The sequence below is a fragment of the Curtobacterium sp. NPDC090223 genome (assembly GCF_044746585.1).
Classification (GTDB): domain Bacteria; phylum Actinomycetota; class Actinomycetes; order Actinomycetales; family Microbacteriaceae; genus Curtobacterium.
The window spans coordinates 133,192-148,270 of sequence record NZ_JBIVCN010000002.1; the positions used below are offsets into that span (position 1 = coordinate 133,192).

11 protein-coding genes are annotated in these 15,079 nt (G+C 65.1%); 5 read left to right on the top strand and 6 right to left on the bottom strand.

All coding sequences use genetic code 11. The features are described from left to right. Positions 1-416 precede the first annotated feature (416 nt). On the bottom strand, positions 417-2,237 hold the full coding sequence (locus ACIPJY_RS05245) for a DUF4012 domain-containing protein (RefSeq protein WP_400463271.1): 1,821 nt from the start codon (positions 2,235-2,237) through the stop codon (positions 417-419). A 107-nt stretch (positions 2,238-2,344) separates the two neighbouring features. On the opposite strand from ACIPJY_RS05245, the gene ACIPJY_RS05250 reads away from it, so the two are divergent. From ACIPJY_RS05250 to ACIPJY_RS05265, 4 genes are read left to right on the top strand one after another with little or no spacing between them, the layout of a single operon-like run. Then, positions 2,345-3,439 carry a glycosyltransferase gene (locus ACIPJY_RS05250; RefSeq protein ID WP_400463273.1) on the top strand — a complete coding sequence of 365 codons (1,095 nt, stop codon included), beginning with the start codon at positions 2,345-2,347 and terminating at the stop codon, positions 3,437-3,439. After that, complete coding sequence (locus ACIPJY_RS05255) at positions 3,436-4,515, top strand: glycosyltransferase (protein WP_400463276.1); 1,080 nt, start codon at positions 3,436-3,438, stop codon at positions 4,513-4,515. Before ACIPJY_RS05250 ends, ACIPJY_RS05255 begins: the two co-directional genes overlap by 4 nt. Next, on the top strand, positions 4,512-5,387 hold the full coding sequence (locus tag ACIPJY_RS05260) for a glycosyltransferase (RefSeq protein ID WP_400463279.1): 876 nt from the start codon (positions 4,512-4,514) through the stop codon (positions 5,385-5,387). Before ACIPJY_RS05255 ends, ACIPJY_RS05260 begins: the two co-directional genes overlap by 4 nt. After that, entirely contained in the window at positions 5,384-6,343 is a 960-nt protein-coding gene (locus ACIPJY_RS05265; protein WP_400463282.1) for a hypothetical protein, read from the top strand. Before ACIPJY_RS05260 ends, ACIPJY_RS05265 begins: the two co-directional genes overlap by 4 nt. A gap of 798 nt (positions 6,344-7,141) precedes the next feature. On the opposite strand, the gene ACIPJY_RS05270 is transcribed toward ACIPJY_RS05265, so the two are convergent. After that, complete coding sequence (locus ACIPJY_RS05270; protein WP_400463285.1) at positions 7,142-8,215, bottom strand: acyltransferase family protein; 1,074 nt, start codon at positions 8,213-8,215, stop codon at positions 7,142-7,144. Positions 8,216-8,309: 94 nt separating this feature from the next. Between ACIPJY_RS05270 and ACIPJY_RS05275 the strand changes: the two genes are divergently transcribed. After that, complete coding sequence (locus tag ACIPJY_RS05275; RefSeq protein ID WP_400463288.1) at positions 8,310-9,731, top strand: O-antigen ligase family protein; 1,422 nt, start codon at positions 8,310-8,312, stop codon at positions 9,729-9,731. Between the two features lie 228 nt (positions 9,732-9,959). On the opposite strand, the gene ACIPJY_RS05280 is transcribed toward ACIPJY_RS05275, so the two are convergent. The 4 genes from ACIPJY_RS05280 to ACIPJY_RS05295 are packed head-to-tail and all read right to left on the bottom strand — an operon-like array spanning position 9,960 to position 15,068. Beyond that, positions 9,960-11,000, bottom strand: a complete 1,041-nt coding sequence (locus ACIPJY_RS05280) for a glycosyltransferase family 4 protein (RefSeq protein ID WP_400463291.1) — start codon at positions 10,998-11,000, stop codon at positions 9,960-9,962. Then, positions 11,000-12,085: a polysaccharide pyruvyl transferase family protein gene (locus ACIPJY_RS05285; RefSeq protein ID WP_400463294.1), complete on the bottom strand. Its 1,086-nt coding sequence runs from the start codon at positions 12,083-12,085 to the stop codon at positions 11,000-11,002. The genes ACIPJY_RS05280 and ACIPJY_RS05285 overlap by 1 nt, the downstream gene beginning before the upstream one ends. Beyond that, complete coding sequence (locus ACIPJY_RS05290) at positions 12,082-13,602, bottom strand: lipopolysaccharide biosynthesis protein (RefSeq protein ID WP_400463297.1); 1,521 nt, start codon at positions 13,600-13,602, stop codon at positions 12,082-12,084. The genes ACIPJY_RS05285 and ACIPJY_RS05290 overlap by 4 nt, the downstream gene beginning before the upstream one ends. Further along, on the bottom strand, positions 13,602-15,068 hold the full coding sequence (locus ACIPJY_RS05295) for a sugar transferase (protein ID WP_400463300.1): 1,467 nt from the start codon (positions 15,066-15,068) through the stop codon (positions 13,602-13,604). Before ACIPJY_RS05295 ends, ACIPJY_RS05290 begins: the two co-directional genes overlap by 1 nt. Positions 15,069-15,079: the final 11 nt, after the last annotated feature.

Consider the following 15,079-nt stretch of genomic DNA (forward strand, 5'->3'; position numbering starts at 1 on the left):
AGTCCCTGACTCCCAGAGCCCGCTGCTTCCCCACCGTGCACGGCCGTGGTTGCGACCGTCGGATTGACGAAGTTCGCTCAATCTATCCGAATCTCTCAGGATGTTGCCACGAATTTTGCAAGGTTCCCGCCGACCGCCTGCATCGAATGCGCTATCCGGCGAGCCGCTCACACCGGCAGCCACGCGATCATCAGCACGATGTGCGGAAAACCCCAGGTCATACCGATGTTCAGCCACGGCGCGGCAAATCCGAGCCGCCTCGCCAACACCAGGGGGCCGTCCGTCGATGAGGACGACCTCACGCCGCCACCCTCGTTTTGGGGCCACGATCGGAGCCTGAACGGCGACGGTCAGCGCGTCGTACAGCTCTCAGCTACGGTTCGTGCGCTATGCAACGAGCTCTGGCGGGAGTGCACTCACCCCGCGTTCATCGGGTCGGAACACACGAACGACAGTGGTCTTGCGGCACTCTGGCGGACTCCCGGCGTCGACATCGCCTGCACACCGGCGTTCGCGAACTCTGCCTTGCCCAGGAACGCGACGCGGAAGGTCGTGCTCTCGCCGGGCGCCAGGAGCGTCTGCAACTGTGCCACCGGGTGACCGCCATCCGACGTGGTCTGCACACCGACCTGTTCGCCGTCCTGCGCTGACCCGAGGTACAGCGCGCTCGTCGGCGCGTAGACCGCGATGAGCGTCTTGATCTTGCCGGGCTCGGTGCCGAAGTTGCCGCCACCGGTCACGTACGTGGGCAGACTGGTCGCGGCATCGGCGGGCGCGGTGTTCTTCAGCGTGACCTGCACCACCGATGTCGGACGGCCGTCCTTCCGACAGACCGAACTGCCGACGGACACGGTCTTCTCGAGGTAGTAGTCCATCTTGGCGCCGGTGCCGTCGTTGAGGTAGACGCCGAACTGCCGAGTGGCAGCCGATGCCGACGGGAGTTCGCCGGCGAGCGAGGTCCCTGCGAGGCGCCGCTGTTCGGACTCGTGATCACTCCAGAGCCGCATGCGGCCCTCGCCGGCCCCTTCGCTGATGGCAGCGATGAACTTCTTCGTGTCGAACGAACCGCTCGAGACCTTGTCGAACACCGCGCTCGCAGCAGACGCGAAGAAGGCGTCCTGCACCGTCGGGTCCGGGTACTTCGCGTAGACGTCGCTGAGCAGCAGTTTCACAGCGTTGTCTGCTGTCAGGGTGTCACCGGTCGCCAGTTGCACCGGCCCGGTCGCCCGGAGGACGTAGCCGAGCGTCACGGGGTCCATCGCCAGGACGCCGTCGACCTGCTGGCCGAACTTCTGCTTCCACATCGCCTGCGCCAGCTTCGCGGAGACGTCGAACCTCGGCGTCAGCGTGACGTCCTGCATGTACTCACCCGTGATCGCTCCGTACAGGGCGGTGGTGTCCTTCGACAGCGGAAGCACGGGTTCGTCGTACGGGCCGAAGGAGGATCCCGGTGCCTGGCTCTGCAGGTGAACGGCGCCGTCCTCGGCCTGCAGCAGTGCCACAGCACCCGGAATGCCACCGCCCGCCCGCAGCTCGGCGTTGTTCTGGAACAACAGCACGTAGTTCCGGTCGCCGTCGTGGCCCAGCATCGCCGGTGCGAGCTGCACGATGCGGTTGGCCGTGTCTGCCTGCGAGGACGCGGACGTCAGCGCGTTCCGGAGCTGCCCCACGGCCGATGTCACCGGCGACAGCGTCGCGCTCGTGTCGATCGCGGCCGCGTCGCGATCGCTCTTCGCCAGCGCCGTCGCCGCCTTCGCGACCGCCGGCTGCGCCGTCACGATCGGGTCGAGATCGACCTTGCCGTCCTTCGGTGCGAACGAATCGGCGCCCAGGTCGTCGACGACGCCTGCCACCGGTCGCACGGCGTGCTGTGCCACGTCGTCCACGACGACCGAGACCTGCCGGAACGCCCGCAGGTTCGTCCCGAAGAACGGCACGTACTGCGCCGCGCCCCAGACCGGGTCCGAAGTCAAGGACCGAGCTGATGCCGCTTCGTGCTCGAAGGTCTTCGCCGTCTTCTGCACCGCCGCGGTGTCCCCGCTGGTGAGTTCCGATCGCAGGGTTCCGACGTCGCCGACCGCCCGCTCGAGGTGCCCCTTCGCCAGTACGCCGCGGACCCCCACCCAGACGACGGCGAGGATCAGGAGGAGAACGAGTGCGAGGACGATCCACAAGACGACCCGGGCCCTGGACCCCCGGCGTGCTGCAGTGCGTCGCGACTCGGGCAGGTCGGACATGAGGCGATCCTACGGTCGTGCGCCTTGATCGGAACGCTCACGAGTGCGTGCCCCTTACTATGACCTCGACCCTGCACCATCGAGCGGAGCATCTTGTGAGGCGATCTGTGGCCGTCATCGGCACACGAGGGTATCCGAGTTACTACGGGGGCTTCGAGACGGCAGTACGCCGCCTTGCCCCGTATCTGAACGAGGCGGGCTGGGACGTCACGGTGTACGGCAGAAGAGGTTCGGTCGTGAAATCAGACCCGGCGGCGGATCCGACGGTCGTCAGCAAGTACACCAGCGGCGTCAATTCGAAATCGCTGAGCACCCTCACGTTCGGCGCCACTGCATCCGCCTCTGCCCTCGTGCGGAGGCCTGACGTCGCTCTGGTCATGAACGTGGCCAACGGGTTCTTCCTCCCCGCGCTCCGAGCAAGAGGAATCCCGACGTTGGTGAACGTCGACGGTGTCGAGTGGGACCGCGCGAAGTGGAACCGGGTAGCGAAAGCCGTGTTCCACGCAGGTGCAGCGATGACCGCTCGCTGGGCGGACGAACTCGTCTTCGACGCCCGGGCTATCGGAGACCGCTGGAAGAAAGAATTCGATGCGGAAGGCACGTTCATCCCGTACGGGGCCGACACGCACCCGCTCCTTCCGCTCGAAGCGGGTCTCGAGCACCGCGGATACGTCCTGTACGTGGCTCGGTTCGTTCCGGAGAACAGCGTCAACGAATTCTTCGCCGCGGCCGAGGTCTTGGCGGAGTCATGGCCGGTGGTGATCGTGGGGAGCGACGGCTTCCACGGCGATTTCGACACCCGTGCAAGGCAGCTCGACACGACTACAGCGCGCGTCCACTGGTTAGGACACGTCAGTGACGATGAGCGTCTGACGTCCTTGTGGCAGCACGCGGGAGTGTACTTCCACGGTCACAGCGTCGGTGGGACGAACCCCGCCCTGGTCCAGGCGATGGCGAATGGTGCCCCTACGGTGGCACGAGACACCGTCTACAATCGGGAGACGCTCGCCAACACAGGAGTCTTCACCGAGCCGGATCCTGGGTCAATCGTCACCGCGGTGAGCGGCCTCATGCGGTCAGGTGACGCCGAGCAGCTCTCCCACGACGCCCGCGAGCGCGCAATGTCTGACTACTCCTGGGACGGGGTCTGCCAGGCCTACGAAGCAGCGCTGTCTCGATTGAGCAACCAGAAGCGCTCATGACGTCGCCCTCCCGGTCCGTTCGCGTCTACCCCGAACTTCGTGCGGCGCAGGTTTCGCGGAACACCAGCCTGACCCCCGCAGACGGATGGTACTTCAGCCGCAATTACGATCTCGGCAGCGGCCGTCCTGTCACCGGTTTCACACACATGACCACCTTTGCGAGCCTCCGGTTCCTTGCTCACGGGGACGTGAGCCTTCTTGAGGTACCAGAGCTGCTCTGGGCACGAGAACTTCCCCGGACCCTCGCGCTGCTGTTCGTGCACAAGTGCTGCACTCGCGGCAAGAGCCGGAGAGTGTTCTACGCGATCGAGAACAACGCACCGCGCACGGCTTTGTTCGGCCTGAAGCGCTGGCCCGCACCGGTGGTGTCCGTCGCGCTCGGACTGGTCGGAGCAGCCGCTCGCATCTTGGTCGATGCGATCGCCTTCGGCTCGAAAGGCGCGGAGCAGGCATACACGTCCCTGCCGTTCATCCGGCACGTGCCGAGCAGACTGGTCGAGGAACTGCCCGGGCGCTCGGATGCTGTGCCTGCATCTGCGGCCGAGCGACACGGAGCCGTGTTCGTCGGAGCATTGGAAGCGCGAAAAGGCATAACGGAACTCTGCGCCGCATGGGAACACGTCGAACGCGCCATACCGGACTGTACGGTGCATGTCGTCGGGGACGGCTCTCTCGCGGATGAGGTCCGAACCTGGGCTGCACAAGATCCGCGCCGGCGGAAGTTCAGCGGTCCGATACCCCACGAAGAGGCTCTTCGCGTGATTCAGCGCAGCACCGTGCTCGTCGCCCCCTCACGTCGGGAAGGGCGTTGGCGGGAACAGGTCGGCCTCCCCATCAAGGAGGCTCTGGCCGCTGGGGCCACCATCGTGACGACGGCGGACACCGGCCTCGCGTCGTGGCTTGCGGACCACGGGCACTTCGTCCTCGACGAAGGTTCCGCAGAGCTGGCCGAAGCGATCGAGGCGGCTTTACGACACCCACTCGACGCACAAGTGGTGGTGGCCGCTCTCCCGGCGGACGACGGTCGTGTGGCGGCGGACAGATGGCTCCACATCGGATCGGGAGAAGAGCGATGACCAGACACGTCGGCGCCATCGTCGTACACCACCGGAGCTACGAGACGGTGGGGCGGGTGGTTCTCGACCTCCTCGCAGAGGGTATCGACGTCACGGACATCGTCGTCGTGGACAACAGTGATGACGAGGACGGAAAGACGCGTTTGCGCGCCGCGATCCCGGCTGGCACCGCTGTGCTCTTCACGTCCAACCGCGGTTACGGTGCGGCGGTGAACCACGGTGTCCGCGTGCTCGAGAGTACGAAGCAGCACGACTTCCTCGTCGTCGCTACCCACGAGGTCCGAGTGACCCCGGGCGCGCTCAGTGCGCTCGAACGAGCGTTGACGTCAGACCCTCGTGTGGGCGCAGCCGGCCCGACACTCCTGACCACGAGCAACGGAGAGGACGAGGTCTGGTCCACTGGCGGAACGCGGACACGGTTGGCGAAGGTCCCCCGGCATCACGACCACCGCACGGACCCCGACGAACTCCTCTCTCGCCAGCTCCCTGATGCTGTACCTCGCCAGTGGCTGGACGGCGCGTTCGTCATGTACCGGGCGGCAGTACTGTCCGAACACCGCATCAACGAGGTGTTCTTCATGTACGTCGAGGAGGTCGACCTGCATCTGCGCCTCGGACGCGCTGGGTTCGGCATCGTATGGGTTCCGTCTTCCCGCGTTCACCAATCTTCCGAAGGAACACCCCCGTTCTACTTCGGCCGTAACCTCGTGCTGCTTCACCGTCTGAATCACGACTACCTCGCGCTCGCCCTCGCACCCCTGGCCGTGTTCCGCGCGGTTCTGCCGCAGTCCATCCGCCAGCGGAGCGCAGGACCGATCCTGGATGGCCTTCGAGGGATCGGCCATGCCCTGTCCGTACGAGAGGCACGATGACGAGCCGGATGATCGTGGTCAACCCGCTGGGGGGTGCATTGCTGCACTATCGGCGTGAGCTGGTCAGTGTCCTTCACGCATCGGGACAGACCCCGGAATTGGTCGAGTTCCCGGAGCCTTCAGCCGGCGATGGATCCCGAGCAGGCTGGGTGCGGCGATACCTGAAAACACTTCGACTACTGAGACAGCAGCGCAACGGGGACGCCGAAGAGATTCGCGTGGTGATCGCCTGGCCGGTGCTGGGCTATTTGGACCTGATCATCTTGGCGCTCCTGTTGCCCGGCGCCTGGCTGACGGTTCATGACCCGGTACCCCTCGTACGGTCGGTCGGCTACGGCGCTTTTGCGCGCGCCGCATCTCGTCTCCTCGGATCGAGAGCAAGGGTCATCGTGCTCAGCCGCGCGGCAGCTGATGAGGTGCGCAGCGCGCTCCCGCGAGCGACGATGCGAGTGCTGCCGCACCCGGCCCTGGAACCGGCGGACGGTACCAGACAGCCGGCTTTGCCGACGGTTCGAGTCCTCGGCCAGTACAAGCCCGATCGAGATCTAGCGCTCCTTCGCTCGATCGTCGCGGACAACCCGGGGCTCGTCTACTCAATCACCGGGAGGGGGTGGCCGGAGGTAACTGGATGGGAGGTCGAGGAACGCTTCGTCCCAGAAGAGGAGCTCGATGAGTTGATTCGAGGTGCATCCGTGGTTTTGATCCCCTATCGGCGTTTCTTCCAGAGCGGGATCGCAGTTCGTTGCCTCGAACTCGGGACGCCTGTCGTAGGCCCCAGGGACAGCTCCCTCCACGACACACTCGTATCCCAGCCTGCGCTGCTAGCCGACTCATCACCGTCTGATTGGTCACGAGCCATACGAGCAGCTCTCGCACTCACCAGGTCCGAGGTCCGGGACCTCGGATGGTCGATGCGGCAATCAGCGGTGGACGAGTGGAGCGCAGCACGGCTGTAGAGCCCTGCGCTGTGACAGCCTCCCCAACGATGGGTCGGTGCTGGGCACCCGACTGTCGCGGCCGAAGGGCGAGCACAGAGAGCGCTGGCGGCGACGAGTTCGAGTCTGCGTACCACAGACGACGTGGCAGGGATGGCCGGCTACTCGTGACCACGGGGAGCTTGCAGTCAGCGGGTCTCAGCGTGGTTCCTCGAGAAATTGTGACCGGGCGACGTGCGCGAAGGCGTCAGGGACCACGTTGGTGTTCGTGACGAACGACAACGCCTCGTTCACCCCGGGCGCCAGGGAACGTCGTGCCCGTCTGATGGTCAACGAGGCTGGTCCTGGCCCGATGCCGTGAACCGGATTCCGTGTCCGTTCCCGAATGCCGCTGCAGCGTCCCATCGACCAGGCCATCGAGCTGCCGGTGCGCCGGCCGGCTCCGATGCACCACCGCAGGGTGGGCGTGCTCCGTGCTCCGTGCACGTGCCACGCGCAGAAGGCCCGTGGGCACCGGTTCATGCACCATGCGGTCGATGACTACACCCGGTTAGCGTGTTCAGAGCTCTACGACGATGAGTCCGGCGACGCCAAGGACCGCTTCACCAGGCTCACCGGCCGCAGACCCGCTCGAAGGTCGAGCTGTTCAACCGGACCCTCGCCCCCGAGCGGGCTCACGCCCGCCGTGACAAGCGTGATGCAGCCAGAACCACGACCCACGCGAATTGGCTGCACTACTCCGATCACCACCGACCGCACATCGGCCTCGGCGTCCACACCGCAGCAGATCCCGTCCACGACCTCACGAGGAACTTCAGACTAGGCGGCGGTCGACTCGGGATCACCAGCCTTGCGGCTCGAGACTCGTTTCAGTCGAAGCGCTGGTCTTTCTACAGCTCGCCAAGAAGCCCACGCAATGCCCCAGGTCACCACCAAGACCACCAGCACGAGCCACCACCCCTCGGTGAGACCGCCCCAGAGCATCAGGTTGATGACGAGGACGTGCCAGATGTACGTGCTGTAGCTGAGGTCGCCGATTTTGCTCGTCCAACGTCCCAGAACTCGAGGCCCATGGTATCCGAAGAACACCACCATGTAGCTCAACGGGACCGCAATGACAATTGGCGAGACCGGACCCAGCACGTCTGAATTCAGCGCGATGAGCTTGATCGGAACGTACACAGCACATGCAGCAGTGAACATCCACCAATTGGCCGGTATCCGGTGGCGGTACTTCGCCCAGAACATCCCGGCAGCGAAGAAACCAGCTCGCTCGATGAACGTGTGATGCACGATCGCGACGGCAGTGTCCCCGAAGAACGCCGCACAGGCTCCAACAGCCACTGCGAACAAGACGAATACCGCGAGCATGCGCAAGAAACCAAATCTGCGCGCTGCGAGTACGAGCAGTGGTACGACGAGATAAAAGCTGACTTCGGCTGGGATAGTGTAGAGTTGTCCGTTGATGACACCGGTACCGACATGTTCCCAAACCGGCGGGTCATAGTTTGGCAGGAGAAAGAGTGCTGAGCCGAGCCAGACGACGAGCCAAGGCTCGAACAAGCTCCGGACGGGGACAGCACCTGCGGCGGCCAGCACGACGGGCGCAAGGAGGGCGAATGCGTAGATACCCGGCGCCACCCGCAGGTAACGGTTCCAGAGGAAATCTCGAAATCCGCCAGTTCTCGCCCACGTGGACTCTGCGGAGCGGTACACGAGCATGCCACTCATGATGAAGAACATGCCCACACCGTCGAAGAGCTGCGACGAATTCCACAGAAAGCTGGTGTGGAAGTCGGCCTGCGAATGCGCCACCACCACGACGGAGGCGGCAAAGAGGCGCAGGAAGTCGAGCGTGTTCTCGCGCCCCTCGCGGGTGTGTTCGACGGACAACCGGGCTCCTTCCGTCGGCTGCTCCGAAGCATAGAGGACGCGCAGTACGCCGCGTGGGGTACTGAGGAGATATCGCTACCTGTAGTCTCGCGCTGTGCAGAAGATCCTCACCGGATTCGGAGGGGTCGTCGGGACAGCGGTGGCTGCTTGGGCAATCGTCGCGTCGCCGGTGGCTCTGATCGCTGTACTCGGCGTCGGTGTGGTGCTTCTGCTCGTGCGTAGACCTGCTTGGTCAATCTACTTGGCGCTGATCTTGTCCAGCATCGCGCTTCCTGCTGCTCTGCCGACCACCTACGATGTCGCAGGCTTGACCCTCCATGCCCACGAGCCGTTCCTTGCCGTGGCAGTGATGTACGCCGTTGTCGCGCTCCCGGGTACGCGGCGTGCGAACCTCACCGCGCTTGCGTTCGCGGGGTCAGTCGTGATCGCCCTGCTGGTCGGGATCGGGTTCCACAACCCCCTCGCGAAGGTCCTCTACGACATCCGCCCACTTCTCGAGTGCGCTGCGGCCATCGTGGTTGCCGCGCGTGTGCTCGGTACGCCAATTGCTTCCCGCTGTTATCGGGTGCTCACGTGGGTCTTGTGGATCTCGGCGCTGGTGACTCTTGCCGGCGCTACGACCGGGCTGGAGATCGGCGGTCGCACCGAAGACGCCTCGCTCACTTCTCAATCGGGGGACGCCAGTGCTGCAACCCGACTATTGACAGAGGCGACGTTTCCCGCGTTGGCGGTTCTTTGCGCGGTCGTCGCCATGGCGATCGCCGGACGGATTCGCGTCCGCGACTCCTGGGCGCTCACCACCCCGGCGCTCATCATCGTGATCCTCAGCTTCTCGCGAAACTCGATCCTCGCCGCCGCGGTAGCCGTGCTGTTTGCGGTACTCGCCACTCGTACGATCAATGCATTCATGCGTGGGTCTGGCATCGTCTTCTCCACATTTGCGGCCTTCGCTCTGCTCGTACTCCTGGGACCAGTTTTGGCCCAGCTCCCGGGCGGGGATTTCATCAACACGCAGGTGCACAGCTACAGCGACCGGGTCATCAACGGCTTGAACTCCTCTGTGCAAGCCGCCGACCCCTCTATTCAGTTCCGCTCGCTGGAGAATGCTTACCTCTGGCAGAGCTTCGTGACCTCCCCGGTCTTCGGGCACGGCTTTGGATATGCATACAAACCATCCGCAGGCACTGCGACTTTCCTACTGGACTACGCACCGTATTTCGCGCACAACTTTTACGGGTGGCTTGCAGTCAAGGGCGGAGTGCTGAGCGTAGGCATGCTGATTCTGGCAATCGCAAGCCCATTGTGGCGATCGCTGCGCCAGCCGACTGACAGAACTCTCGCTCTCGCCGCCGCATTCGTCGCGATGCTGGCGGTCTCGTTCGTAGCGCCCGTCGCGCTCAGCACGAACTCTGCGCTGCTCTTCGGCGGTTTACTGGGTGCTCTCGTGGCGTCCACTGACCCAGAGATCAGGTCCGATACCCCCGCGGAGATCGCCGGAGCCCTTGCCGATCGATGACGATCGCGGCTCGACCTGGACCAGCGAACACTCCCAGGGACGACGATGGACGCAGCTGCGGCAACTATGGCGAGCAGTTTCCGCCGTTGCTGCTGCAACCGGCGCGGGCAGATCCTTCGCTCATCCGCACGAGGACCGAAGATCACGGTCCTGCGCCGACCTGCCCTGGCCGAGGTCGTCGGCTCGATCCATCATCCGCACGCACACCTCGGCAGAACCGCTGGCGTGTCATCCGTCACGCCGAACGAACTTCACAAGCGCCGCGAGCTCCTCAGCCATCCGGAAAGAGGTGAAGTCGTCGAGTACTCGACAGCGCGCTCGCCGTCCCATGGCAGCAGCGCCTGCTGGGTCGCTGAGAAGCGCCAGTATCCTTCGCGCGAGCGGTCTGTGATCACCAGGCCGCACGAGGTATCCGGTCTCTTCGTTGCGCACGTAGTCACTGATGCCAGGTGTGTCGGTGATCACAACGGGACGCCCAACCGCCATCGCCTCGAGCGAGACGGTCATGCCCGAGGCGTGCTGGTTCGGACGGGTGGCGATGGCCACCACGGACGCGCGGCCGTACGCTTCTCGGAGCTGGACGTGTGTCATGTACGGGACGACCTGGACCCCATCGGGTGGCCGCAGGGCGGTTCGAGACTGGACCAGGACTTCGACGTCCGGACGCTCCCTGCGCACGATCGCAAGAGCCCTGAACAGCGTTTCGGGGTCGCGGTCTCTATCGCCTCCCGCGCTGAAGAGCATCGGACGTGTCGGGAAGGGCTGCTCTGCGTAGAACTCGTGATCGACCCCGAATCGGAGGTAGCGCACGGGCGGCCCATCGGTACCGAGCCATCGCTCGACGATCTCGACCTGCGGCTCGCTCAGCGTCCAGACCAGGTCCATCCGCCGAAGTGCCTGGCGGGAGAGGTATCGCTTGAGCTTCGCCGGAAGGGTCGTCGCGGCGTCGGTGGCCCAGATGACTCCGCTCATCGTGATGTCGGCAGGCACCTGCTCGAGCATCCGGAGCGCCACGTCCTCTTCCCAGCTCAAGGACACGGTGATCTCGCCTCCCCGGGGTCGGGAGGGCGTTCGAACGAGCAATGCGCGCAGAAGCCGGATCGGACGGAGCCGCCCGACTTCTCGCGCATCGGCTCGCGAGAAGTACCTCGACAGACCGTCCAGGCCATAGGGCCAACGGTCGGGGGTGAGGCCGTCGGCATGGCGTCGCTCCCATGCGGGCACATCTCGGCCCTGCGCGAAGACCACGTTCAGCCGGGTGGCTGCCATCACCGTCCTCCTCGCTCGGGCGCGGGTTCCTGTTGCAACCGCTCCCGGACCCATGCAGTCGTGGTCACAACGTCAGCCTCGTCGGCAACGAACAAGAACTCTCCCAGTCGACCCGTACTCGCCTCCATCACCCCGGCGATCTTCCCGTATGAGTTGTCAGAAACCACGTGCGGCTTGTCGAGCAAGAGCGCGAGCACATGGGCGTGCAGACGGTCCGTGGCGATCAGCCGCCTCGTCCTGAACAGCCGCACTCCGGCCCGGATGTTCAGCGCCGCCAGCGCCGCGTACGAGAGCCTGAGCGCCGGGTAGTACGCGCGCGCAGACGCCAGCTTCGGGAATGCTCGAGCCATGCCGAGCGGCGACCTCGCCAAACGCCACAGGATCGCGTCGATGCCATGGAGTCCCCAGTCCGCGATCAACGCATCAGCACCGGGGACAGGTTGCACGAAGTGGGTGATGCCCGTACCGCGCTCGTGGTCGCGGCGAGCCAGGATCAGGATGTCCCGCTCGTGGGCGCCTTCGGGGGCCGTGGCTCGCGGCTCCCAGCCGAGAGCGGCGTCGTGACAGAAGGAGCTCTGAACATCCGGCAGCATCGCTCGGGCTCGTTCGTGCGACTGCCGATCACGGACGAGGAGATGGAAGTCGCCGTGCTGCCCGAAGATCCGATTCGCTGCCTCGGCTGCCTCGGGATCCCGGAATTCGATCGACTGTGGCAACTGGATGATCGGACGCCCTGGGAAGAGACGGACGATGCGCTCGCGGAATCGCTGGAACTCGGGCCAGAGATCACCGAAGTTCCCCCCGCCGTGCAGCAAGATCGGTCCGCTCGGCACTGCACGAAGGAGGAGCTCGCGGGAGAATCGCTGGAGATCCGACTGGTACCTCACTCGCACGCCGATCGCATGAAGGTGTTCGAGTTCCCCTCGCCAGATCATCGAGTCGCCGACGTTCTGGTGATTCGGGAAATCGAGCAGCGCCACAGTCCGGTGTTCACCCAAGAGCGAAGAAAGTGTAGAACGCGTCTCAGCGCGGAGCTCCGCCAGGTTCGCCGGTGGGCTCCAGTCATCGATGCCGTGCGAGTTCACAGTTCGAGCCTCCCCATCGTCACGAAGCTCTGCCACGGCAACTTCTTCCTCATGAGTACGGCCACGATCCCGCTACCGACGAGGAACGCGACCGCTTCGGCGAATCCCGAGGTCGACACCTGACCGAGCCGGCAGGCCACCGCGGTGGCTCCCGTCATCACGGCTCCACCAGCTGCCAGCAGCACGACGGGGACCCCGACTGCTCGCATCCATCCGCGAACAGTGAAGCCCAACACTCCAGCAGCGCGTACCAGGTAGAAGGGCTCGATCACGACGAGTGGCAGTGTCAGTCCGAGCGCGATGCCGGGCAGCCCGAGCAGCGCCCCCAACGAGAGAGAGCCCACGACCGTCATGAGCATCCAGATGAGCTGCGGAACGAAGAAAGCGCCAGGCGCTCCTGCAGCGTCCGCAGCGGGGATGAGCGGGAGATGGACCGCATTGACCATCAAACCGACCAAGAGCACCACCATGGTGAGAGCGATCGCTCCGACCGGGACATCCGGTCCCAACCACAGCCGCACCAGGTCTCGTCCGGCGAGCATCAGGACAGCGCATCCGACGACACTGAGCGACAGCGTCACGAAACAAATGGCCATCAGCGCTCTGCCGGCCTCGGCAGGAGCGGCCACGTTGATGCGGCTCAACGCGGGTCGGAAGGGGTCGTTGGCCCAGCCGATGAGCTGGCGAACACTTGTGTAGACGCGGAACGCTGCGTTGTAGTACGTGACGTCCTGTGGACGAAGCGTCACGCCCGCAGCGATCGTGCCGGCTTGCAATAAGAGCGCACCGACGGCGTTGACCGCGAAGGAGCGGACGCTGTAGGAGAGCATGTACCGCAACGTCGATGAGGGGAATCCTGTCCAGCGCATCGGTGCCAGTTTGCGTTTCCGGACCTGGGCCCAGGACAGGCAGACCGGGACGAGTACCGCGACCGCTTCCGCTGTCGCCACGAAGACGATGTCATGGAAGACCAGGCACGCCACGAGCGTCAGCGCGACTCGCACGACGACACCGATGCCTTGGTTTCGCCGTTCGATGGGAAGTAGTCCGGCGCCGTTCAGGGCCGATCCGAACGGTTTCAGGAGCAGCGCACTCAACATCACCAGTCCGATGACGAGCAGCCCGACCGATTCGTGGGGCGAAAGGACCCGCTCGGCTTTCGATGACCAGAGGTACAGGCATGCGATGACGGCGAAGACAGGCACGACCACCGCCATTGCCATCGTGTTCCAGATCAAGCCGGCTTGCAAGAACTCGCCGAGCGTCCTCTGTTCCCCGCCGGCCCGCGCGCGCGACCCGAAATGCACTACTGCTGTACCGACACCGAGATCTGCGTAGTTCAGGTACTGCGCGATCGCGGAGACCACAAGCCAGATGCCGTACTGCTCGGCAGAGACCGTACTGATGACGATCGGAAGCAGGACGATACCTGCGATCAGTCCGGCAACCCCTGCTCCAGCGCTGCTGAGCACGCCGGCAAGCCCACGATGGCCACCATCGCTCTTGGTCACCTGCATCAGTAGGCCCCGCTACTCCGGGCCACCGCACGGAACGTCTTCCACAGGATCACCGCGTCGCCGACGACGGACCAGTTCTCCACGTAGAACAGATCCAACCGCACCGAGTCCTCCCATGACAGGTCCGACCGCCCGCTGACCTGCCAGAGCCCGGTCATCCCCGGCTTCACCAGGAACCGTCGGTGCACGTGCACGTCGTAGCGCTCGACCTCGCGAGCGAGCGGCGGACGGGGCCCGACGAGCGACATGTTGCCGAGGAAGACGTTGAACAGCTGCGGCACCTCGTCCAAGCTGAATCGCCGCATGAAGGCACCGACCCGCGTCACGCGCGGGTCGTTCCGCATCTTGAACAGGACGTCGTTGCCCTCGGCCCGGTCCAGGCCGCTGAGCTCCTGCAGACGATCCTCCGCGTCGACGACCATCGAGCGGAACTTCACCATGAAGAAGGTGCTGCCGTTCAGCCCGACGCGTTCCTGTCGGAAGAAGACCGGGCCCGTGGACGTGGCCTTCACGAGCAATGTGAGGACGAGCATGAGCGGCGACAGCACGATGAGGAGCATCGCTGATCCGACCAGGTCGAACGCCCGCTTCGTGTAGAGCTTCCGGCCCGAATAGGTCGGCATCTCGACATGGATGAGCGGCAGCCCCTGCACCGGGCGTGTGTGGATGCGCGGCCCACCGATGTCGGTCAGGCTCGGCGCGACGACCAGGTGCTGCCGGCCGGGCTCGAGCGACCAGCTCAGCTGCCGGACCCGCTCGGGCGGAAGATCGTCCGAGCTGGTGATGACGACCGTGTCCGCACCGGTCACGAGCAGTGCATCGCCGAGGTCGTCGAATCCCCCGAGGCTCTCGATCGTGGAGCCCGGCAGCAGCCCGCGGTGTCCCGTCGAGACGGCTGCCCCGACGACGCGGTAGCCGGCCTCGGGAGAACGACCGAGTTCGCGTCCGATGTGCAGCACGCTCGCCGGCGACCCGACCAGCAGGACCTTCGCCGAGTACGCGCCGTGCTTTCGCTGCGCCACGAGCCACTGCCGCCACATCCAGCGGGAGAGCAGCAGCACCAGGATGCCGATGGGGAACGCGATCAGGACGTACCCGCGCGCCAGGTCGACGTGCAGCAGGAACGCGGCGATCGCCAGCAGTCCGAACACCCGCACGCTCGAGTCCGCGACGAGCCGGTACTCCATGCTGCCGACGCCGATCACGCGATCACCACGGGTGTCGTACAGGGCGAGAGCGCTCATCCAGACGATGATCACGACGACGGAGATGCCGAAGTAGCTCAGGCTCAGGTCCGCGGTGTTCGTCGCGAGGTTCGAGCCGAGTCCGAGCCATGCGATTTGCACACCGAACACGACCCAGACCAACGCGAGCAGGTCCGTGAGCAGCACCCCGCGCGAGTAGCGGCGGCTCCAGTCCTCGGCGACGCCGGTCGCCCCGGGTGACCGGATCGCGCCGGCGGTCATCGGCGGGCTCC

What these genes read in the sequence shown, in the direction of transcription:
- ACIPJY_RS05255 (WP_400463276.1), top strand. Translation starts at nt 3,436, where the DNA reads ATGACGTCGCCCTCCCGGTCCGTTCGCGTCTACCCCGAACTTCGTGCG.
- ACIPJY_RS05260 (WP_400463279.1), top strand. Translation starts at nt 4,512, where the DNA reads ATGACCAGACACGTCGGCGCCATCGTCGTACACCACCGGAGCTACGAG.
- ACIPJY_RS05295 (WP_400463300.1), bottom strand. Translation starts at nt 15,068, where the DNA reads ATGACCGCCGGCGCGATCCGGTCACCCGGGGCGACCGGCGTCGCCGAG.
- ACIPJY_RS05265 (WP_400463282.1), top strand. Translation starts at nt 5,384, where the DNA reads ATGACGAGCCGGATGATCGTGGTCAACCCGCTGGGGGGTGCATTGCTG.
- ACIPJY_RS05280 (WP_400463291.1), bottom strand. Translation starts at nt 11,000, where the DNA reads ATGGCAGCCACCCGGCTGAACGTGGTCTTCGCGCAGGGCCGAGATGTG.
- ACIPJY_RS05245 (WP_400463271.1), bottom strand. Translation starts at nt 2,237, where the DNA reads ATGTCCGACCTGCCCGAGTCGCGACGCACTGCAGCACGCCGGGGGTCC.
- ACIPJY_RS05290 (WP_400463297.1), bottom strand. Translation starts at nt 13,602, where the DNA reads ATGCAGGTGACCAAGAGCGATGGTGGCCATCGTGGGCTTGCCGGCGTG.